This is a genomic window from Bacillus sp. SRI_025 (assembly GCF_057592095.1).
Genome location: NZ_JBYEGB010000003.1, coordinates 289379 through 311768 on the forward strand (window position 1 = coordinate 289379; position 22390 = coordinate 311768).

Here is a 22390-nt window from a genome sequence, read left to right on the forward strand (position 1 = left end):
AATTGAATAATTAATGATACAAATGTATTTTTATACGTTTCTTTGTAAAAAAATTTACACCGAAACTGTTTTATTGGCTAATACTTGAACAATTGCTTCGATCGCTTGATCCAGCTCTGCTTTCTTCACATTCAGCGGAGGTAATAAACGAATGACATTGGGACCAGCTGGAAGCACCAGCAACCCCAGTTCTCTAAGAGCTGTGATATATTCACCGACTGGCTGACCACATTCAATACCTGCCATCAATCCTTTTCCCCGCACCTCTTTTACGATATTCAGCTGTTTGACATTTTGCAGCTTTTCTAACAAGTAATCACCCTTTTCTTTCACTTCTGAAAGAAACTCTTCTTGGAAAATTACATCGAGTGTCGCATTCACAGCGGCCATGGCAAGCATATTTCCACCAAATGTTGTACCATGTGAACCTGGGGAGAATGCATCTCCTAGAGCTTTTTTCCCTATAACTGCACCAACTGGAAAGCCGTTTCCTAACCCTTTTGCTGCAGAGATAATATCAGGATCAAGACACGTCTCTTCGTACGCAAATGCTGTTCCTGTACGACCGATGCCCGTTTGAATTTCGTCTACAATCAGCAGTGCTTCATGCTTTTCACAAAATGCTTGAACTGCTTCTAGAAATTCTGGTGTCGCTGGATTCACTCCACCTTCACCTTGCACAACCTCCAGCATCACCGCTGCCACATCATCGACTGCACAGGCTGACATAGCGTCTGGATCATTAAACGGTACATAGTGAAAGCCTTCTAGCATAGGACCAAAGCCAGTTTTGATTTTATCTTGACCTGTGGCAGCCATACCAGCATACGTGCGCCCATGGAAAGAGTGCAAAAATGTGATGATATTTGTTTTCCCTGTCGCTTTACGTGCTAATTTAATGGCACCTTCATTTGCCTCTGCGCCGCTATTGCAGAAAAAAACGAGATCGCCTGAACTGTTTGCTGCCAGCTTTTCTGCTGCTTTTTCTTGCAGACCATTTTCAAACAGATTCGACACATGCCAGACGTGATCAAGCTGTTCCTTAATGGCTTGATTGACCTTTGGATGATTGTGGCCTAAATTTGTTACTGCAATGCCTTGGATAAAGTCTAAATATTTTTTCCCATTTGTATCGACTGCCCAAGAACCTGCTGCCTCTTTAATTTCAACATTCCACCGTCCATAATTTTGAAAAAGATGACTCACAGGACCGCCTCCTTTTGTTTTACGATTCTTGTGCCTTTAAAGGTTTCTCCTGTAAAGATACTGCCTTTGCCATTTACGATCATCACTTCATCTACATCACCTGATAAAGCACTCAAAGCGGATTGTACTTTTGGAATCATTCCCCCGGAAATAATGCCTTCATCAATGAGTGAAAGGGCTTCTTGTTCGGTGACGACATCTAATAGTTCACCATTTTTTAAAATGCCTTCAACATCTGTGACAAACATGAGCTTATCAGCTTTCATGGCTCCGGCGACAGCTGATGCTGCTAAATCAGCATTCACATTTAAGGTTTGGCATTCTTCCGTCATAGACAGCGGCGCAATTACAGGAATGAATTGTTTCTCCATGAGTGCTTCCGCCATTTCTGGATGAACTTCTTTGATTTCGCCAACGTACCCATAAACGTCTTGATCAAGGAAATCGGCGACAAGCATCTGCCCATCTTTACCGGATACGCCGACAGATGGTATATCATGCTTTGCGAGCTCTGACACAAAGTATTTATTGACTGTTCCCGAGAGAACCATTTCGGCTACCTCTAACACAGGCTTCGTTGTTTTACGCTGACCGTCAACAAATTCTGTTTTCACTTCTAATTTTTGCAGCATGTCGGTGATTTCAGGTCCTCCGCCATGCACGATAGCCAGCTTAAACCCAGCAGCTTGAAGTGAGCGGACATTTTCATAGAAGGTATCTGAAAGTTCTCGAATGACACTGCCTCCACACTTGAACACGATCGTTTTATCCATGTCTATCTCCTTCTTTATGTGCGATAGCTCGCGTTAATTTTCACATAATCATAGGTGAGATCACAGCCCCAAGCTGCTGCTTCACCATTTCCCTCACTCATTTGAATGAAAATCGTAATCTCATCCTGCTCTAGATATGCTTTTGCTTCCTCTTCTGAGAATGGCTGCGGTTCATTGTGTTTGAATAAACATTGTCCGCCTAAATAAACTTCTACCTCTTCCGGAGTGACGGAAGCTGCGCTATGACCAATGGCTCCAACGATTCGGCCCCAGTTAGCATCCGTACCATATATGGCGGTTTTGACAAGACTTGAACCAACGATTTTTTTCGCAATGATGCCGGCTTCCAAATTATTTTTAGCACCAGCGACTTTCGCTTCGATTAATTTCGTTGCACCTTCTCCATCTCTCGCAATCTCTTTGGCTAAATCCTCACAAGCTAGTTTTAATCCTTCTTTAAACAATGGCCATTCTGGATGCTCTTCATTGAGTACATCGTTTTCTGCCATGCCATTTGCCATCACGAGCACCATATCGTTTGTCGACGTTTCTCCATCGACGGTAATTTGATTAAAGGTCACATCTGTAATGTCACGAAGCGCTTGCTGTAACGCTTCCTGTTCGACATTTGCATCTGTTGTGACAAAGCCAAGCATTGTCGCCATGTTCGGGTGAATCATGCCAGAGCCTTTTGCTGCGCCTGAAATGATGATCTCTTTTCCGTCTATCGTAAGGGTGTATGTTGTATTTTTAATGACAGTATCTGTCGTTAAGATCGCTTCTTCAAAATGGCCTTTTTCGGCTTTTGCTTCTTTTAACTCGGCGATGCCCTTTTTGATTTTATCCATCTCCAGACATTCCCCAATGACACCAGTAGAAGAAACAGCAATGTAATCAGGTACTACACCTAACATATCTGCACAGGCTGCCTGCATGTCGTACGCGTCTTTTAATCCCTGCTCACCAGTACATGCATTGGCGATGGCACTATTGACAATGACACCTTTTAATTGTCCTGTCTTTTTTAAGCTTTGTTGTGTGACTTTGAGAGGCGCAGCTTGAAAGTGACTTTGTGTGTAGACCGCTGCACTTGCTGCTGGTACTTCGCTGACGATGAGGCCAAGGTCTTTTTTTGAATAGCGCAAGCCAATGTGAATCCCCTTCGCTTCAAAGCCTTTTGGTGATGATACGTCACCGTCTATTTTGACAATGCTTTTTTCATTCAATTCGATCATGTTTGTTGTCTCCCCTGTTCTCTTATGGATAAAGAGGTGTCATTGTGAGGCCCGCCTCTTCATGTAAGCCTTTGATGATGTTGAAGTTTTGAACCGCTTGGCCGGCCGCGCCTTTCATGAGATTGTCTATGACCGACACGATTGTAAGTCTCCCTGTTCGCTCATCTAAATGAAAGCCAATATCACAGAAGTTACTGCCATATACTTCTTTCGTTTGTGGATAAACGCCGTGATCTCTCACTCTGACAAAATAGGAATCTTCGTAAAAGCCTTTCATTCGCTTCATCAATTCTTCTTTTGTGACATCCGTTTTTAACTGTGTATACATCGTCGCCATAATCCCTCTTGTCATCGGGACAAGATGCGTAGAAAATGTGACGTTCGCCGTCTGCGGATTCCATTCTCTTAATATTTGCTCTATTTCTGGCGTATGCTGATGCTCATTCACCTTATAAATTTTAAAGTTATCGTTTAGTTCTGAAAAATGCGTTCCAAGTGAGGCAGATCGTCCGGCACCGGACACCCCTGTTTTTGCATCTATTATAATCATAGATTCATCGATGACATTCTGTTTGATGAGCGGTGCTAAACCGAGAAGAACTGCGGTAGGAAAGCAGCCCGGATTGGCAATCACTTCAGCTTGTTGAATTTTGTCACGATTCAGTTCGGATAAACCGTACACCGCTTGTTGAACAGATGCTTCATCCGCTGCCCTTCGTTTATACCAAGCTTCATAGGTGTCTCCATCTTGAATGCGCAAATCACCTGATAAATCAATGATCGGCACTCCTTGATTCATAAGCTTTGGCGTCAGTTCACTTGATACGCCTGCTGGAGTCGCTAAAAACACAGCATCTGTCTCTTGCACAATAGCAGCCGGGTCAATGGTTTTTAATGTTTGGTCAGTAATCGCTGTTAGATGTGGATAAGATTGACTGTATGATTGCCCATCACCACTTGATGAATACAATATACATTCCTCCACATGCGGGTGATGCTTGAAGATACGAACCAATTCCGCACCACCGTACCCTGTAGCACCTATAATACCTATTTTCAACGTCAATACACCCTCTTGATCTTTGTGAAATTATTTAACATTATAACATGTATAAAAATTAATTCAATTGTATATTTAATATTTGTTTTCATTTTTTTTCAACAAAAAAACCGCATATCTTCATGAGACATGCGGATTTATCTTTCGTTTTTGATATAGATGACCATGAGCGCACTGCATAAATATAATATAGAGCACCTTAATTTTTCATAAAAAAAACCTGGCATGAGTTTATCTCATACCAGGCATTTTTCATTTTGTGCTTATTGAATACCGAGCGCGATTTTTGCGTATCTTGACATTTTGTCTCGTGTCCAAGGCGGATTCCATACGATGTGAACTTCTGTTTCTTTTACTTCTGGAAGATCACTTAATGCTTTTTTGACTTCATCCACAATAATTGGTGCAAGAGGACAACCCATTGATGTTAAGGTCATGGTGATATCCGCTTTTCCATTCTCATCAAGATCGACATCATAGACAAGTCCAAGGTTGACGATGTCGACATTCAGCTCAGGGTCAATCACCTGTTCTAGGGCGCCTAAAATATTTTCTTTCAATGCTTCATCCATGATATCCACTCCTTTTTCCATTAGTATAACGTACTTTTTGTTATGACTAAACGTTTGTGCTTTTCAGATGAGTCACAAACCAGTCAATCGTTTCAAACATCGCTTGTCTTGAGACCTTATGGCCAGCTTGTCCATCAGTGATAAAGCGAATCAGGTGCGGATCCTGCTTATATTGTGTGGACGCTAACTCATCGTATAGGGATTTTGCGTGCCTGTACGGGACCACAGGATCATTTTCTGCATGCCAGAATAACAGCGGTCTTTTGTTTAATCGATCCGTTTGCAGCGTTAAATCATATGGACGCAGGGCGTCTAATTGCAGATGAACCTCTTCGTCTGTAATGTCTTTCATCAACCCTTTGTGACGCATGTCCATGATCTGTGCTTTTAGAAACGTCGTATAGTTCGGACTCCCCATCAGGCTGACAGCGGCTTTGATCCAGTCATGTTTGGCAAGTGCACCAAAGGTAGTGATGCCGCCCATGGAAGTACCTGCAACGCCTATCAAATCGGCTTCAATCAATTGTTTTTCTTGAAAGTATGTTTTGAGTATATCGATTTCACGAATTTCGTTCAGGACAATTTCCCAGAACTTTGATGCCAGTTCCTCTAAGCTGAGGTTTTCTGATCTTACACCATGATAAGCACAGTCAGGCAAAATGACTCTCATGCCTTTTTCCGCCAGATGGAAGGCGAAGTGTAAATTATGCTCTCGTGCACTTGTAAATCCGTGAATAAAAAATACAAGCGGCAGCGGTTTGTCTTTATTTTCAGCTTTTACGATATGTAAAAATGGAATATCGCGCGTAATTTGCTCATCAATGGTGATCACAGCCTATGAATCCTCCTTTATCATTCCCGTCTTTGTTTATTTTAACATGTAGACAACAAAGATGTGATAAAGATACACTATAGAAAGAGGCGCTAACATGAATTGCCTCCTATCACTTACAGATCAAAGGAGATTTTATGGAGACTAAACCTTATCTAATCGCACTTGACCTGGATGGCACATTATTAAAAGATGATAAAACCATTTCTGCGCACACACTTGACGTCATTCAAAAAGTGAGAGACAGCGGGCATCACGTCTGTATATCAACAGGCCGGCCATTTCGATCCAGCTCTCCTTATTATCAGCAATTACAGCTTGATTCACCAATTGTGAATTTTAACGGAGCGTTTGTCCATCATCCTCTTGATGAGAAATGGGGCAGATTTCATACGTCACTTGATCTTCAAGTGGTCAAACAGCTTGTAGACATTAGTGAAGAGTATAAAGTGCACAATGTGTTAGCTGAAGTGTTAGACGATTTGTATTTCCATTATCATGATGAAAAACTCATTGATATCTTTAATATGAATGCAAACAAAGTCACTGTTGGGGACCTAAGGGACAACCTTGGAGAGAATGTGACGAGCGTGTTAATTCATGCAAAAGAAGAGGACGTCGGAGCTATTCGAAGCTATTTATCAGATGTTCATGCAGAAGTGATTGATCACAGACGCTGGGCTGCCCCGTGGCACGTGATTGAAATCATTAAAACAGGCATGAACAAAGCTGTTGGATTGCAAAAGATCAGTGATTATTACGGTGTTCCTAAGGAGCGGATTATGGCATTCGGAGATGAAGACAACGATTTAGAAATGCTTGAATTTGCTGGATGCGGTGTGGCAATGGGCAACGGAATTGATGCCGTGAAACGTGTTTCAAATGAAGTCACTGATACGAATGAACAAGACGGGATTGCAAAGTTTCTAACGAATTACTTCTCGCTTTAATTTTTCCATTCATACATAGCAGATGGAAGCGGGCATACTACCGTTAGACAGGTTGTCCTGTCAGCTTGTGTAAAGGGGCGGATTCCGAATGGGTAAAAGAAGCAAATCGAAACGCTTTATACAACAAGGTAAAGATTCAGTCAGTCTTCATGACGCACGTTTTCCTTACCGTTCGACACTTGAAGAAGCGTCAGACAGAGGAAATATGAAGACTGATGCTTCTGGAGGTTCATTGTGAGAAACGAACTTTTTGATCAAGCCAAATCATTTACTGAAGAAGCTCTTACTTCTTCATTTTCATCTGGGTTAGAGCGTCAACAGGCAGTCAAACGAGCGAAAAATGCCGTATCCTCTGCATTTGCCAATTCAACAGATGCAGAAAGAAACCAGCTGCATACCTTCCAAGACTTGCTTGATGATCTCTGACATAAAAAAGCTGTCCACATTTGATGGACAGCTTTTTCTAATTCCCATGCTTATTTGACTTGGAATGTTTTCTTCTCCGTGATTTGTTTCAGCCCTTCTGCTTTTCCTTTAAACGTTACAACCGCTTCGTATGTTCCGGGCTTTACACCGTTTGACCACGTGTCTTGAAAATCATAGGCCTCGCCTTTTTTCAGCACAAAAGTTTGGATGGCCTGTGTGAACATACGGTCTTTAGAATAGCGATATTGTTCGTTCCCGTTTTCATCATACACACTGAGCTCGAATTTTTGGCTTGTGTTAAAGGTAAATTCAATATCTCGATCTGATTCATTTTTCAGTGACATGTTAAATTGAACTGAAGAACCTTTCTGGACGGGGTCTACTGTGAGTACAACCGTTTTTTCTCCCATTTGACCGGAAACCTCCTTGTCTGGTTCATCCTTTTTTTGTTGTCCACAAGCGGCTAAAAACAATAGAATGAGAAGAAGTACCAACCCTTTTTTCATCTGCTACCCACCTTTTAATCTCGTCTGAAAAATCCAAGAATATTGGTTGTCTGCACAATATTTGTAAAGGCTTTTGGATCGACTTCTTTAATAATTTGTTCAAGTTCATACAGCTCATACCTTGTAATGACGATCACCATCATTTCCTTTTGCTCGTTGGTGAATGCGCCTTTTGCAGGTACAGTCGTAATACCTCTGACCATTTTTCCGTAAATGGCTTCTTTGATTTCATCTGCTTTTTTCGTCACAATCATCGCGGTCAGCTTCTCATGTCTTGTATGGATGGCATCAATGACCCTTGTGGTCACATATAATGTGACAAGCGTATATAATGCTTTCTCCCAACCTTGTAATAATCCTGCTGTAAAAATGATGATCCCATTTAAAATGAAGAAATACGTGCCAACTGGTTTGTCTTTCCATTTTGCTAATACCATAGCAACGATGTCGAGTCCGCCTGTCGATGCCCCGTATTTGAGCGTGATCCCAATCCCTACGGCGGATATGACACCGCCAAACACAGCATTTAATAAAATATCATGGGAAACACTCGTTTCTGGTAAAACGCCAAGGAAAATGGTTGTTAGTGCAACACTGATGATGCTGTACAAAGTAAAGGAACGGCCAACTTTCATCCAGCCTAAAATGCCGACTGGAATGTTTAAAATAAATAATAGAATCCCTGTTGATACATAAAATGGCGCATATTGATCGATTAAGCTGGATAGCAGCTGGGCTACCCCTGTAAAACCGCTCGCATATACGTCAGCTGGGATTAAGAATAAATTCAGTCCAATCGCATTGAGTAATGCACCAATAACGACGACAATGAGTTTTTTTGCTTCTCCAATGAACATGTTGTCATTCCTCCACTTACCATTCTCTCTATGGTTTTCCCTAAAATTTAGAATTTGAACACGAAAAGATGATTTCTATGATATAGTTAGGCTAAAAAGATGTAAAATATGGCTTATTTTTTAGAAAGAAGGGATTTATATGACTGTTCATATCATAGCAGACAGTGCTGCTGATCTGCCTCTTTCTTATTATGATGAACATAACATAACGCTCATTCCGCTCCGCGTGTTGCTTGGCGAGCAGGAATTTGAAGATTTGATCACCATTGAACCAAAACAAGTATTTGATGCGATGAGACAAGGAGCCAGTCCAAAAACGTCACAGGCTTCACCAAACCGGATCAAGGAAGCCTTTGTTTCTGCCGCTCAAACCCATACATCTGCCATCTATGTCGCTTTTTCATCAGAGCTTTCAGGTACATATCAGACAGCTGTGATGATGGCAAATGAAGTGAAGGAAGAATATCCTGATTTTGATTTACGAATCATTGATTCTAAATGCGCTTCACTCGGCTATGGGCTTGCTGTCAAACACGCTCAGTCACTTGCCATTGACGGAAATACAATACAAGAAATTGAAACGTCTGTAAAGCATTTTTGTGAATCTTTACAACATATTTTTACTGTAGACGATTTAACGTATTTAGCAAGAGGCGGAAGAATCAGTAAAGCGTCCGCATTTGTGGGCGGTTTGTTAAGCATTAAACCCATTTTACATGTCGAAGATGGAAAACTCATCCCGCTAGAAAAAATCCGCGGACGTAAAAAGCTGCTGAAACGCATTATTGAACTAATGAAAGAACGCGGAACGGATTGGCCTAATCAAACGGTTGGCATTAGTCATGGTGATGATCCTGCACTTGCAGAAGACATGAAACAACTGATTGAAGACGAATTTCATCCTAAAGAAATTGATATTCATATCATCGGCGCCGCTGTGGGGTCCCATTCAGGACCTAGCACGCTTGCGATCTTTTTTACAGGCAAACGATCATAAAAAGCACCCTTCCCTGACACAACACGGGAAGGGTGTTTTTCTTATGAAAGTTTAAATCGCTGGACGGTTTCATTTAACCTTGCCGTCATACTCATCAATTCTTCAACTTGTTTGTTCATTTGATGGAACGATTGCAGCTGTTCATTGGCTGAGGCAGAAATTTCTTCACTGCCAGCTGCTGTTTCTTCTACTACTGCACTAATATTTTCAATCGAGTGCAGTACTTGTCCGCCAAGTTCTGTTGATTGGATAATTTGGTCATTTAAGACCGCCATTTCTTGTTTAATATGCTGCGCTTTTGTTTCTATATCTTCAAAGGAGTGTGAGGTTTTGTCCATCGCATCCTGCTGCTGAAGTGAAAGCTTGACCCCTTCTTGAACCGTTTGACTAATGGATTGAATCCCTCTTTCAATATGACTGACCATGTCAAAAATTTGCCTTGTTGCATTAGACGATTCATCGGCAAGCTTGCGAATTTCATCTGCTACAACGGCAAAGCCTTTTCCAGCTTCGCCTGCTCTTGCCGCTTCAATGGCTGCGTTTAAGGAAAGTAAGTTTGTTTGGTCCGCAATGTCAGAAACCGTTTTGGCCATGGCTGAGATTCCGCTGGCGTATTGCGTGAATTCTCCTGCTGATTCTTCGATTTGTCTCGTGGCATGTGTATTTTTTTCAATCGCTGATTTTGTTTCTGTTAACGTGTGCTTTCCGCTTTCTACGGCTTCAATGGCATCCTCTGTACTGCGGATGACCGTTTGTGAGCGTTCAGAATTTTTACGTCCATGCTGGTCCATTTTCTCAATCAAGCTGACGCCATGCTGGAGATCTTCTGAAATCGCTTGTGACCCATTGGCCATTTCGTCTGTTGAGACAGATACTTGATTGGCAGATTCCATCATCTTTTTATTTTCATCATTCAGGTGGATCGAGAATGTCTCTACTCGGCTTGAGACATGGCTGATTTCTTTAATCAGACTAATCAACTGATCTGTCATTTGATTAAAGGATTCATTCAAGCCGCCGATTTCATCCTTACGCTGAATATCTGTCCGCTCCACAGCAAGATTCCCTTCTGCGATCTGCTTTGCTCTGTAGGATAGTGATTTGATAGGTGTCACGATGGATCGCGTTAGTCCAATATTCAAAAAGACGGCAATGACAATCAGTGTGAGGGCTGAGACGAGTGCACTTGTAATAATCCATTGTACATTGTCTGCTGCATCCTCTAGATTTTGTTTATACGCTTCTTCTGCTCTTTTATTCATCGTATGCACATCGTTTAAAACGCCATCAATTCTTGCTGCCACACGTCTTGCATCCGAGGCGTTTTTTTCGCCAATGGCATTGTTGGCTTCTTTGGTCCACGTGTCATATTTTGAATTTAACCTTGTTAATGCCTCTTTGTTCAAATTTCCAGCATGCTTGTTTAACGTTTGCAGCTGTTTTTTTGCTGTAGAAATATCGTTTTGAACGATCTCTAGCTGTTCATCTGAAAGTGTCATCGAATAATTGGTCATCGCTTGCTCGACACTTTCAAAGCTTGCCTTCGTTTTTTGTACGTTTAATAAGGTTTGGACATCTGCTTCATTTGATGATTGGATCTTTGTCATGCTGACAATGATAAAGGCGATGACGCCAACTGCTAAAAGAAGTGAGATAAGTGAGTTGAGTAAAATTTTGACGCGTAAACTCATGATGCGCCCCCCTCTTCTTTTAGAAGCGTCTGCTTCAGACCATTTAATTTTTTGGTCAGTGTCTCAGCATTTTTTAAGATCCGGATTTTTGCCATATCGATTCCATCATTGCTTAAGTCATAGACAACATGACCGCTTTTAATTTGATTGTTCTTGACGACCTGTTCGCTGAATTGATAAACCACTTCATCGACTTTTTTCACCATAGATGAAATCACAGCTTTTTCCGCAGTATAGTACTGATCGCTGTCCACACCAATGGCATATTTGCCTTGCGATTGCGCTTCTTTTAATACACCAACACCTGAATAACCGGCTGCGGCATATAAAACGTCTGCTTTCTTTTTGATCATATCTTTGGCTATTTTACCGCCCTTGCCTGCATCACTAAATGTACCTGCATAGGTAGATAAGATTTTGATTTTTGGATTGACTGATTTGGCGCCTTTTTGAAACCCTTTTTCAAAACGATGAATGACGTCTGCATCAACACCGCCAACAAATCCAATGACATCGCTTTTTGTTGTCATCGCAGCAAGTGCACCTGCTAAATAGCTGCCTTCCTCTTCTTTAAACGTCACAGAGGTCACATTTTTCAGCTCAGATACGGCATCGATCAGAAGAAACTGCTTCTTCGGATATTTCTTTGCGACTTTTTCTAGGTCTTCTTGCATACTAAAACCTACACCGATAATGAGATCATTACCATCTTTTACGAGTTCTGTCAGCCCTTTTTCATATGTATCAGTTTCTGCAATTTCTCTATAATCAAATTCAATGCCAAGCTCATCACGTGCTTTTTCTAATCCTTTAAATGATGAATCGTTAAATGATTGATCACCAAGACCATCATCTGTGAGCATAACGCCAATATGCTTCGCAGTTGATTTTGGCGACCCCTCCTGTTGATTACCGCATGCGGCGAGCACCATAAGCATGGCTGCCATCAGAAGCAATGAAATCTTCACTTTCATCCAAAAACACACTCCTTTTATCATCCTTACTCCTTTTTTATCGGATTTGAGGGGCGTTGTTTCAATGCTATAGTGAAGGTTTTCATGACTTTTTTCATAGAAAAAATCCATTATTTAAGACAAAAATAAAAAAGTGAGCAAATGCTCACTTTTAGATCATTGACAAAGGGCTAAAACGAACTTTATTTTAGAACTTTGTCTTCTTTTCAGCGTGACCTGAAAACCTTTGCAGCCCTAGGAAGGACGAGTACCGGAGCGGAGCGAATTGAGTATTCGTGAGCACCGGCACGCAGGACTGACACCGAATGCGAGGGTTTGTCTGCACGCTGAAGTGAGCAAATGCTCACTTTTTCTCGTATGTCCAGCCTTCTTTTTGGTAAACGAGATCATTTTTCATCAGATGACCTAGTGCTCGTTTAAAGGCGGCTTTGCTCATTTGAAATCTTTCGCGGATATCCTCTGGATCACTTTTGTCTCCGTAAGGCATGGCGCCGTTTCTTGTTCTCATATAGGTTAAAATTTCTTCTGCATCGACAGATAATGCATCCTGTTTTCTAGGAAGCAGAGAAACGTTCACGGTTCCATCCTCTTTCACTGCAATAACGCGTCCTGTAACGGTCGATCCTAGTCTTGGCTCTTCCTTTCGTTCCGTGCGGTGAATAAACCCTCGCACACCTGTATCTGTCAACATAAAAGAACCTGTCGCAATTAAACGATAGATTGTTCCAGTAATTTCTTTGTTCATTAAGGTTTCTGGTGCCTCAGTAAACAATTCACTGATCACGTCTTCTGTGGCTGGTTTTGCGAACATTCTGCCGTAACTTGTGACTTTCAGCATACAGTAGAGTTTGTCTCCTTTTTTCGGCCATGCTTCCTCAAATGGCGGGAGGTGTTCTGTTGCCACAAGTGCATCCTTTGACAGTCCAACATCGACAAATGCGCCCATGTCTTCTACCACGTCTACAACTTCTACCCAGCCATATGTATGTGCGTTAATTGTAGGAATTTTCATTGTGGCAGCGAGTCTTTCTTCATGATCTACATATAAATAAACCTCTACTTCATCTCGGTCATCAAGATCCTCTGTCATTTCACTGCGGTGCAGGAGAACCGAATCTTCACCATCTGTCAAAAAGTAGCCGTATTCCATTTCGTTCTCTATTTGCAAGGTCAGTTGCTCACCTGGTCTCATGTTCTCTTCCTTCCTATCTGCCCATAAAAGAGCGTTCGTTCATCTTTTGATTCACTTTATTCTACTATACTTCTCCCCGCATGAACATCTCTAGTTCTGTTAGCTAAAGTGGACAAACTGGTCACGATTTATACCGCAGCCGGCTGAACTCTTTGCCTCAACTCTTCGATAAAGTTTCTTCTTCGCCTATTGGCATGATAAAATAGACGCAATATCAATACTTGGAGGTCATGTGTGATGGCAAAAGAAAGCTCATTTGACATTGTATCGAAAGTCGAACTGCCTGAGGTGCAAAACGCTGTTCAAGCAGCGCTGAAAGAAATTAAAAACCGTTATGATTTTAAAGGAAGTAAAAGTGATATTTCTCTCGAAAAAGAAGAACTTGTTCTCATTTCTGATGATGACTTCAAGCTTGAGCAGCTAAAAGATGTACTTGTGACAAAGCTGATCAAACGAAATGTGCCAACTAAAAACATCGATTACGGAAAAACCGAGCATGCCCTTGGCGGTACAGTACGCCAGCGTGCGAAGCTGATCAGCGGGATTGATCAAGACAACGCTAAAAAGATCAACGCACTCATCAAGCAGTCTGGCATCAAAGTGAAATCACAATTTCAGGATGACCAAGTGCGTGTGACAGGGAAAAATAAAGATGATTTACAAGAGGTTATTTCTCTTATGCGTAAGGCTGATTTGCCGATTGATGTCCAATTTATAAATTTTCGATAAATTTCAAATTTTCCATTGATTATTTCTGCATTTTTCGTTACAGTTGATGGAAGTTCAATTCATTGACATGTTCATATTGCTTTCTTATCAAGAGAGGCAGAGGGACTGGCCCTGTGAAGCCTCAGCAACCGGTGTAGTAGAAATCTATTTTCTATGACCAAGGTGCTAAATCCAGCAAGCAACTGCTTGGAAGATAAGGAGAAGAATTACGATACAGCCAAAAAGTCTTCTTCTTATCAGAAGGCTTTTTTTGTTACATAGAAATAAGGAGGAATACAATGGGCCTATTACAAGACTTACAAAATCGCGTGCTGATAGCTGATGGAGCGATGGGAACACTTTTATACTCTTACGGCATTGACCGCTGTTTTGAAGAATTAAATTTATCGAAAGAGGATGAAGTGAAACGCGTGCACGAAGCATATGTGCAGGCAGGCGCTGACATCATCCAAACGAACACATACGGTGCGAATTATATTAAACTGTCCCGCTACGGCTTAGAGGAAGAAACGAAACGCATCAATACAAAAGCGGTACAAATTGCAAAAGCAGCCGCTGGCTCCGCTTATGTTCTCGGAACAATTGGCGGCATTCGAACGTTTAACAAAAATGCCTACTCTATAGAAGAAATCAAACGAAGCTTTAGAGAGCAGCTGTACATCCTATTAAATGAAGAGCCTGACGGATTATTGCTTGAAACGTATTATGACATAGAAGAAGCGAAGGCTGTTCTCCAAATTGCTCGCAAAGAAACGACTCTCCCGATTGTCATGAATGTCTCTATGCATGAACAAGGCGTTTTGCAGGATGGTACCCCGCTGAAGGATGGTTTATCTGAGTTATCATCTCTTGGTGCAGATGTCGTCGGCATCAACTGCAGGCTGGGCCCTTATCACATGATTCAGGCACTCGAAGGCGTTCCACTTTTAGAAAATTCGCATTTATCAGTCTATCCTAACAGCAGTCTCCCCTCTCTTGAAGAAGGCAGACTCGTCTATGATACAGATAACGATTATTTCCGAAAAAGTGCACTTGAATTTAGAAATCAGGGCGCACGCATTATCGGAGGCTGCTGTGGAACAACACCTCAGCATATTAGCGCAATGGCTGAAGCGATCAAAGATTTAGCACCGATCACTGAAAAAGAAGTGAAAGTGTTAAAAGAAGAAATCATTTCCATCCAAGATCAGCGCACTGAGCCAGGTCTTGATGAGCTGGCTGTGGAAAAACGATCGATTATCGTAGAGCTCGATCCGCCGAAGAAGCTGAACTTCGAAAAATTTCTCGTTGCTGCAAATGAATTAAAGAATGCTGGCATTGATGCGTTAACGTTAGCCGATAATTCTCTTGCGACTCCGCGCATTAGCAATGTCGCTTGCGGCGCATTATTAAAGCAGCAGCTTGATATGCGTTCTCTTGTTCATATCACATGCCGCGACCGTAATTTGATTGGGTTACAATCCCATTTAATGGGGCTCGATACTCTTGGATTAACCGATATTTTAGCGATCACAGGCGATCCATCTAAAATTGGAGACTTCCCAGGTGCAACATCTGTGTATGATTTAACCTCCTTTGATTTGATTCGTCTCATCAAGCAATTTAATGAAGGCCTTTCTTTCTCAGGAAAGCCTCTTGGCAAAAAGACCAATTTTTCAGTGGCTGGCGCGTTTAACCCAAATGTGCGTCATATTGATAAAGCGGTCAAACGTCTTGAGAAAAAAATCGAATACGGCGCTGATTATTTTATTTCACAGCCTGTTTATTCTGAAGAACAGCTTGTGAAAATTCATGAGGAAAGCCGCCACTTGGATAAACCAATTTACATCGGAATTATGCCGTTAACAAGCAGCCGAAATGCAGAGTTTATTCATCACGAAATTCCCGGCATCAAATTATCTGATTCTATTCGTGACATTATGGCTAAGGCTGGCGAGGATAAAGAAAAGCAGCGAGCAGAAGGTTTAGCGATTGCCCGCTCTTTATTAGATACAGCCTGCGAATTGTTTAATGGCATTTATTTAATTACTCCTTTCCTTCGATCAGATTTAACAGCAGAACTGACCACCTACATCCATCAGAAAGAAAAGGAGTCTAACATCCATGTCAACTATCACTGAACAGCTCAAAAAACGCATCCTCGTCCTTGATGGTGCAATGGGCACAATGATTCAAAACGCCAACCTGACAGCAGAGGACTTTGGCGGAGAAGAGTATGAGGGCTGTAACGAGTATTTGAATGTGACAGCCCCTCACATCATCCGTGCGATCCATAGGGAATACCTCGAAGCAAGTGCCGATCTCATTGAAACAAATACGTTCGGCGCGACAAAGCTCGTCCTTGATGAATATGGGCTTGGCCACCTTGCCTATGAACTCAATGTTCGAGCTGCACAGCTGGCAAAGGCTGAAGCAGACCGTTTCTCCACACCGGATAAGCCACGTTTTGTTGTAGGCGCAATGGGCCCAACAACGAAAACATTATCTGTAACAGGCGGCACAACCTTCAGTGAGCTCGTCAGAAACTATGAAGAACAGGCCCACGCTCTAATTGACGGAAAGTGTGATGCCCTTCTTTTAGAAACAAGCCAAGACATGCTGAATGTAAAAGCTGGTTTCAAAGGAATTCAGGAAGCCTTTCAGCAGACGGGCATTCAATTACCACTCATGGTATCAGGAACGATTGAACCAATGGGCACCACCCTTGCTGGTCAGGATATCGAAGCCTTTTATATCTCTCTTGAGCATATGAAACCCATCAGTGTGGGCCTGAACTGTGCGACTGGTCCAGAATTTATGACAGACCACATCCGCACGCTCTCCTCCATCGCAAAGTCAGCGGTGAGCTGCTATCCGAATGCTGGTCTCCCAGATGAAGAAGGCCAATATCATGAATCCCCTGCTTCTCTTGCTAAAAAAATCGCTGCCTTTGCTAAGGAAGGCTGGTTAAATATTGTCGGCGGCTGTTGCGGAACGACACCTGCACATATTCAAGCATTGTCAGATGAAGTACGCACGATTCAGCCGCGTCATATCACTCGCGAATCACCGCAGCATACCGTATCAGGAATTGAGCCCCTTATTTATGAGGATTCAATGCGTCCTCTTTTTGTAGGCGAACGGACCAATGTCATTGGTTCTCGCAAATTCAAACGGCTCATTGCGGAACAAAAGTTTGAAGAAGCAGCAGAAATTGCTCGTGCTCAGGTGAAAAATGGCGCTCACGTCGTTGATGTGTGTCTCGCCGATCCAGACCGTGATGAGGCAGCAGACATGGAAGGCTTTTTACAAGAAGCGATGAAAAAGGTGAAAGCTCCTTTTGTCATTGATTCAACGGATAAACACGTGATTGAAAAGGCACTCACCTATTCTCAAGGGAAAGCCATCATCAATTCTATTAATCTTGAGGATGGCGTGGAACGTTTTGAAGAGATTCTACCTCTTGTGAAGCTATATGGCGGTGCACTTGTTGTTGGCACAATTGATGAAATAGGAATGGCTGTGACAGCAGAACGAAAGCTTGAAATTGCTATACGTTCGCATGATTTGTTAACGAAGAAATATGGAATTCCTGCAAGTGACATTATTTTTGATCCGCTTGTCTTTCCTGTAGGCACTGGAGACGAGCAATATATTGGCGCCGCTGAAGAAACGATCAAAGGCATTAAAATGATCAAGGAAACCCTGCCCGAGTGCCTCACCATTTTAGGCATCAGCAATGTATCTTTCGGACTTCCGCCTGTTGGCAGAGAAATCTTAAATGCCGTCTATTTGTATCACTGCGTGCAAGCAGGACTTGACTATGCCATCGTGAATACGGAAAAGCTTGAGCGCTTCGCATCCATTCCAAAGGAAGAAATCAAACTAGCTGAAACCTTGCTTTATGAAACAAATGACCAAACACTGGCTGAATTCACCCAATTTTACCGCGGCAAAAAGAAAACGGAGAAAAAACCAAAGGTCTCCTTATCACTTGATGAAAGGCTGGCGCTCTACGTCGTCGAAGGAACGAAAGAAGGTCTCATCGATGATTTATCCCTTGCTTTGGAGCAATATGAATCGCCGCTTCATATTATCAATGGTCCGTTAATGCAGGGAATGGCTGAGGTTGGTCGTCTTTTTAATCAAAACGAACTGATTGTCGCCGAGGTGCTTCAATCAGCAGAGGTCATGAAAGCATCTGTTTCGTTCCTTGAGCAATATATGGAAAAGCAGCATGCGAGCGGGAAAGGAAAGATTCTTCTTGCGACCGTAAAAGGAGATGTCCATGATATCGGGAAAAACCTTGTCGACATCATTTTGAGCAATAACGGCTTTCAAGTAGTCGACCTCGGCATCAAGGTGACACCTCAAACATTGATTGAAGCTGTGCAAAAGGAAAAACCAGATATGATCGGATTATCAGGCTTACTTGTAAAGTCCGCACAGCAAATGGTATTAACCGCTCAGGATTTACAAAAGGCCAATATTTCTGTTCCTATTTTGGTCGGCGGTGCTGCCCTTTCTCGCAAATTTACGAAAATGAAAATTTCGCCTCATTATGATGGACCTGTTCTTTATGCAAAAGATGCCATGGACGGTCTGTCATTAGCCAATGAGTTAAAAGCGAATCCACTGCAATTTCAAACAAAGCCCGAAGAGGAGCCAGTGGCACCTTTCAAGGAGAAAGAAGGAAAGCAGCCGAAAGCTGTCATTGAATTACTAGAAAAACGCGCAGCCCTTCCTCAGGCACCGGTATTTACGCCAGAAGATACCGCACGCCATTATGTGAGGGACATCGATTTGCATCATATTATGCCTTATGTGAATGAACAAATGCTCATTGGTCATCATCTCGGCTTAAAGGGAAAGGTCAAAACCTTATTAGCTGAACAGCATCCAAAAGCATTGGAATTAAAACAGCTTGTCACAGATCTTCTAAACGAAGGCAGAGAGAAAAACTGGTTTGCGCCAGCATTTGTGTATCAATTCTTCCCTGCCGGTTCAGACGGAAATGATTTGCATATTTATGATCCCGAAAAGCCTGACCGCATCATTGAAACGTTCCAATTTCCAAGGCAGGAGAAGCTCCCGTACCGCTCCATTTCTGATTATGTACGGAAAAGTGATGAAAACGAGAAAGATTATATTGCCTTATTCGCCGTCACAGCTGGCGCGCGTATACGTGAAGTCGCGCAGCAATTTAAGCAGGAAGGAGATTATTTAAAAATGCATGCTGTCCAAGCTCTGGCACTTGAGCTTGCAGAAGGATTAGCTGAAAGAACCCACCAAGTGATTCGTGACAAATGGGGCTTCCCTGACCCAGTCGATTTTACAATGGAAAAACGATTCCAAGCAAAATATCAAGGGCAGCGCTATTCCTTTGGTTATCCAGCGTGTCCAAATCTTGAGGACCAAGAAAAGCTGTTCAAGCTGCTTCAGCCTGAAAAAATCGGCATCCACCTGACAGATGGATTCATGATGGAACCTGAAGCATCTGTTTCAGCGATCGTCGTCTCCCACCCTGAAGCTCGATATTTTAATGTTCATTAAGTCTAGAACCTCCGTGATTGGGGGTTCTTTTTTGATACACGCTGAGAGGAAAAGGATCTCCCTTTTCCTTTTTCTTATGCTTTCTTATGGTACGATACATATAGATGAAATCAGCTAAGAAGGAGTTGCGTGTATTGGAAAACGTTGTACAACGAACATTAACACTTGACGACATACCCGATCTTATCGCATTGTCAAAAGAGGTCGACTGGCCTGATTACAATGCGGATGAGCTTACATCTCTTTTAACAAACGGATATTTTACTGGTTTTTCAACAACGGATGGACAAGTCATCTCTTGTGCGGGACTTTTTCAATATGATAAAGCAGCATCAATTGGTGCAGTTATTGTATCTGAGACGCATCGCGGCTTAGGCCTTGCACGGAAAATGATTGACACCCTGCTTCGCCGGAGCGATCAAAGCGTTCCTGTCGTTTTAACCGCTACTGTACAAGGACAGCCCGTTTACGAAAAAATCGGATTTCAAACGACCGGCTATATTCATACATACAAAGCACAGACCACGAATCCATCGGCTTTTCGTGTGTCAGGTGGGATTCACCTTTCTCCTGCTGATGAAGCGGACCTTCCGTCTATTGAAGCACTTGACGAAAAAGGTGCAGGCACCAATCGATCTAGCTTTATAAAAAAGCGAATGGAACGAGCATCGTTCCGGCTGATCGCAAAGAATGAGCATCATGAAACAACTGGCTTTGCATTTGGCATCGAAACCCCTGCTAATCTCATGATTGGACCGCTTACAGCAAACGATGAACAAACCGCTCTCTCGCTCATCCAATCACTCATCTCGTCTTATTCAGGGACAATTCGTTTAGATATGCAGCAAGAAACAGCTGAGCGCCTGCATGAAACACTTGTTGAAGCAGGATTTACAAAAACAAACGTAGCCCATTTCATGATGATTCGCGGGAAAGAAAAACTAAATGATCCCGCCCTTTTCTATTTCCTTGCCTCTCAAGCATTTTCTTAAAAAACAAACAAGCTGTAGACACTTGATGTCTACAGCTTTTCTATTACTTCTCTCCAACTGACGAAAGAACATGAGCGAGTGCATTTGTGACCTTCCCATGCTCTGATGCATGCGGGCGGTCATCTCCATCTCCATAGCCATAATCAATCATTCGATTACGATTTAAGCAAAGCTTTGTCAGCTTCGGCTGGAATAGATCAAATAATTCAAAACGGTCTTTTAGCTGCGGAAATTGATTTTGATACTGCTGAATTTCTTCAGCAAGCAAACGCCAAAGAGTCGTTTCATCTAACAGATCGTGATTGTCTAATACGTTGGATACATAGCGCAGATTGCAAATAAATAATCCTGTAAAGATAAATTGTACTAGACCTTCTGGCGGCTCACTACGCAGCACTTCTTTTAAATCTTCTTCTAGTGAAGCTAATTCAGGCAGCGGCTGGTCACTTATATTCACATCATCCACGAAATCTTTGATCGCTAAACGATGCGGTTGATGATTTTTCAACACAAGAATCGTATTTTGACCATGCGGTGAAAAGACTGTGCCGTATTGATACATAAAGTGCAAAAGTGGCGGCATCACGACATGGAAGAACTTCGCCATCCATTCTTTTGCGGAGAGACCTGATTTTTCAATCAACTGCTTGATATACGGCTCACCTTCATGATCCTCATATGTGAGTGCCGCAAGTGTAACAGGGCTCTCCCCTTCATCTAAGTACGTATAAATGCTTTCTCTAAAAATGACACCGAGCATCTCTAGATATTGATACGGCGCACCAGGCAGTTTGCTGTAGTATGGATGATCGACATTGATACTTGCATTCTCACCTGGTAAAATGACGCGGCACACATCAGATAAAAATGAGTCTTGATCGGCAATCCCTTTAATATGCGCTGTAATGCGCGGGGCAATGACCGTACGTTCTGATGGAAGTCCACGGTATACAAGTGTATTTAAAATACTCATTGGCAGTTTAATATGATGCTTGCCTTTGTTTGAGATATTTGTAAAGGTTCTGATCGACTGCTGCGGGATATATTGATCCAGCCCCTCTCCTAAATACACAATCCGGCGCAAGGCCAAATCTTCCGGAAAATGCTGAATAATCATATGCGTCCACTGCCACTGATGGACAGGCATCATATAATAGTCAGCTGCATTCAGTCCTTCATCCTTTAACACACGTTGAAATTGACGAATCGTGACTTCATCTAATTCTTTGGCGATCACCTGCTCATAGTTTTCATGATCGACTGCATGGAATGTCGCAAGTTCCCTGTGAACAGCAATCCAAGACAGCTGCACACATTCTTGACGTTCTGGTGCATAGGCTAAGTAATCATCGTAGCTGAATCCTATACGCCCTTTGTTATACACAATCCAAGGATGGCCTGTCATTTCTCCTTCAATCCATGCATAATCCGTATCTGTCAGCTCATCCGCACGAAGTGCTTTTTTCGACAGCAAATGGACATCGGCTAACAAAGTATGGTGAAGCTCTTTGATAAGATGGCCTGTTGTGTCAGAGGACATTGGAATGATCGGCTGAATGTCTAGTAAAAACACAATGGCACTGACATCCTTTGACCACTTTCCATCCTGACAGTACTCAATTGATTCAGCGATTGTATCAAAACTATCAAACAACCGAGGCTTTGCCAGATAACGATATTTCTTATGTTCATGAATGATTAATTCATACTGGGCAATGCCATCCTTACGATCCAGCTCGACAGGATGAAGCATGTCCTCATACATGTATTCGGACAGCATTTTTGCCACCATTCTCTGGTTTGCCTTTTTCCAAGCAGCAGGATTCACCGCTTTTTTCAATTCATCTTGTACACTCATCGCTTCAT

Annotated in this window: 20 protein-coding genes and 1 riboswitch; of the genes, 8 read left to right on the top strand and 12 right to left on the bottom strand. The window is 42.4% G+C overall.

Going from position 1 to position 22390, the window contains the following annotated elements; genetic code table 11:
* Positions 1 to 54: 54 nt before the first annotated feature.
* The 6 genes from argD to AC20OE_RS11225 form a co-directional block, all read right to left on the bottom strand.
* Positions 55 to 1206, bottom strand: coding sequence for an acetylornithine transaminase (argD, locus tag AC20OE_RS11200; protein WP_039177771.1), 1152 nt, complete (start codon positions 1204 to 1206; stop codon positions 55 to 57).
* Entirely contained in the window at positions 1203 to 1979 is a 777-nt protein-coding gene (gene argB / locus AC20OE_RS11205) for an acetylglutamate kinase (protein WP_039177767.1), read from the bottom strand. Before argB ends, argD begins: the two co-directional genes overlap by 4 nt.
* A 14-nt stretch (positions 1980 to 1993) precedes the next feature.
* Entirely contained in the window at positions 1994 to 3214 is a 1221-nt protein-coding gene (gene argJ / locus AC20OE_RS11210) for a bifunctional ornithine acetyltransferase/N-acetylglutamate synthase (RefSeq protein WP_058838838.1), read from the bottom strand.
* Between the two features lie 22 nt (positions 3215 to 3236).
* Positions 3237 to 4274: an N-acetyl-gamma-glutamyl-phosphate reductase gene (argC, locus tag AC20OE_RS11215; protein ID WP_058838837.1), complete on the bottom strand. Its 1038-nt coding sequence runs from the start codon at positions 4272 to 4274 to the stop codon at positions 3237 to 3239.
* 263 nt (positions 4275 to 4537) lie between these two features.
* Complete coding sequence (locus tag AC20OE_RS11220) at positions 4538 to 4846, bottom strand: metal-sulfur cluster assembly factor (protein ID WP_024425066.1); 309 nt, start codon at positions 4844 to 4846, stop codon at positions 4538 to 4540.
* Between the two features lie 46 nt (positions 4847 to 4892).
* The gene (locus tag AC20OE_RS11225) at positions 4893 to 5678 is read right to left on the bottom strand and encodes an alpha/beta fold hydrolase (protein WP_047201775.1); all 786 of its coding nucleotides are present in this window, start codon (positions 5676 to 5678) and stop codon (positions 4893 to 4895) included.
* A gap of 137 nt (positions 5679 to 5815) precedes the next feature.
* Here AC20OE_RS11225 and AC20OE_RS11230 point away from each other — a divergent pair, with 137 nt between their 5' ends.
* The 3 genes from AC20OE_RS11230 to AC20OE_RS11240 all read left to right on the top strand — a co-directional run bounded on the left by AC20OE_RS11230 (position 5816) and on the right by AC20OE_RS11240 (position 7054).
* A complete protein-coding gene (locus tag AC20OE_RS11230) occupies positions 5816 to 6628 on the top strand; it encodes a Cof-type HAD-IIB family hydrolase (protein ID WP_487268857.1) in 813 nt (270 codons plus the stop codon).
* Positions 6629 to 6716: 88 nt separating this feature from the next.
* Entirely contained in the window at positions 6717 to 6866 is a 150-nt protein-coding gene (locus AC20OE_RS11235; RefSeq protein WP_024425069.1) for a hypothetical protein, read from the top strand.
* Positions 6863 to 7054 carry a DUF3813 domain-containing protein gene (locus AC20OE_RS11240; RefSeq protein ID WP_024425070.1) on the top strand — a complete coding sequence of 64 codons (192 nt, stop codon included), beginning with the start codon at positions 6863 to 6865 and terminating at the stop codon, positions 7052 to 7054. Before AC20OE_RS11235 ends, AC20OE_RS11240 begins: the two co-directional genes overlap by 4 nt.
* Before the next feature lie 50 nt (positions 7055 to 7104).
* Here the strand turns inward: AC20OE_RS11240 and AC20OE_RS11245 are convergent, their stop codons facing one another.
* Together AC20OE_RS11245 and AC20OE_RS11250 are read right to left on the bottom strand one after the other, a co-directional pair.
* Positions 7105 to 7560, bottom strand: coding sequence for a BsuPI-related putative proteinase inhibitor (locus AC20OE_RS11245; protein ID WP_039177744.1), 456 nt, complete (start codon positions 7558 to 7560; stop codon positions 7105 to 7107).
* 14 nt (positions 7561 to 7574) lie between these two features.
* Positions 7575 to 8417, bottom strand: coding sequence for a YitT family protein (locus tag AC20OE_RS11250; RefSeq protein ID WP_039177740.1), 843 nt, complete (start codon positions 8415 to 8417; stop codon positions 7575 to 7577).
* A 139-nt stretch (positions 8418 to 8556) separates the two neighbouring features.
* Between AC20OE_RS11250 and AC20OE_RS11255 the strand changes: the two genes are divergently transcribed.
* The gene (locus AC20OE_RS11255) at positions 8557 to 9414 is read left to right on the top strand and encodes a DegV family protein (protein WP_487268858.1); all 858 of its coding nucleotides are present in this window, start codon (positions 8557 to 8559) and stop codon (positions 9412 to 9414) included.
* Between the two features lie 41 nt (positions 9415 to 9455).
* Here the strand turns inward: AC20OE_RS11255 and AC20OE_RS11260 are convergent, their stop codons facing one another.
* The 3 genes from AC20OE_RS11260 to AC20OE_RS11270 all read right to left on the bottom strand — a co-directional run bounded on the left by AC20OE_RS11260 (position 9456) and on the right by AC20OE_RS11270 (position 13271).
* Positions 9456 to 11105, bottom strand: a complete 1650-nt coding sequence (locus tag AC20OE_RS11260; RefSeq protein WP_268473882.1) for a methyl-accepting chemotaxis protein — start codon at positions 11103 to 11105, stop codon at positions 9456 to 9458.
* Positions 11102 to 12079, bottom strand: coding sequence for a BMP family lipoprotein (locus AC20OE_RS11265; RefSeq protein ID WP_039177730.1), 978 nt, complete (start codon positions 12077 to 12079; stop codon positions 11102 to 11104). The genes AC20OE_RS11260 and AC20OE_RS11265 overlap by 4 nt, the downstream gene beginning before the upstream one ends.
* A 343-nt stretch (positions 12080 to 12422) precedes the next feature.
* Positions 12423 to 13271 carry a CvfB family protein gene (locus AC20OE_RS11270; protein ID WP_041089776.1) on the bottom strand — a complete coding sequence of 283 codons (849 nt, stop codon included), beginning with the start codon at positions 13269 to 13271 and terminating at the stop codon, positions 12423 to 12425.
* 237 nt (positions 13272 to 13508) lie between these two features.
* Between AC20OE_RS11270 and AC20OE_RS11275 the strand changes: the two genes are divergently transcribed.
* The 4 genes from AC20OE_RS11275 (at position 13509) to AC20OE_RS11290 (ending at position 20524) form a co-directional block, all read left to right on the top strand.
* Positions 13509 to 14000 carry a YajQ family cyclic di-GMP-binding protein gene (locus tag AC20OE_RS11275; protein ID WP_012009527.1) on the top strand — a complete coding sequence of 164 codons (492 nt, stop codon included), beginning with the start codon at positions 13509 to 13511 and terminating at the stop codon, positions 13998 to 14000.
* Between the two features lie 81 nt (positions 14001 to 14081).
* A riboswitch (SAM riboswitch) is annotated at positions 14082 to 14200 on the top strand.
* Positions 14201 to 14278: 78 nt separating this feature from the next.
* Positions 14279 to 16120, top strand: a complete 1842-nt coding sequence (locus tag AC20OE_RS11280; RefSeq protein ID WP_487268859.1) for a bifunctional homocysteine S-methyltransferase/methylenetetrahydrofolate reductase — start codon at positions 14279 to 14281, stop codon at positions 16118 to 16120.
* A complete protein-coding gene (gene metH, locus AC20OE_RS11285; protein ID WP_366204624.1) occupies positions 16104 to 19532 on the top strand; it encodes a methionine synthase in 3429 nt (1142 codons plus the stop codon). The genes AC20OE_RS11280 and metH overlap by 17 nt, the downstream gene beginning before the upstream one ends.
* Positions 19533 to 19666: 134 nt before the next feature.
* Positions 19667 to 20524, top strand: coding sequence for a GNAT family N-acetyltransferase (locus AC20OE_RS11290; protein ID WP_366204623.1), 858 nt, complete (start codon positions 19667 to 19669; stop codon positions 20522 to 20524).
* A gap of 43 nt (positions 20525 to 20567) precedes the next feature.
* On the opposite strand, the gene AC20OE_RS11295 is transcribed toward AC20OE_RS11290, so the two are convergent.
* On the bottom strand, positions 20568 to 22382 hold the full coding sequence (locus tag AC20OE_RS11295; RefSeq protein ID WP_039177718.1) for an IucA/IucC family protein: 1815 nt from the start codon (positions 22380 to 22382) through the stop codon (positions 20568 to 20570).
* Positions 22383 to 22390: the final 8 nt, after the last annotated feature.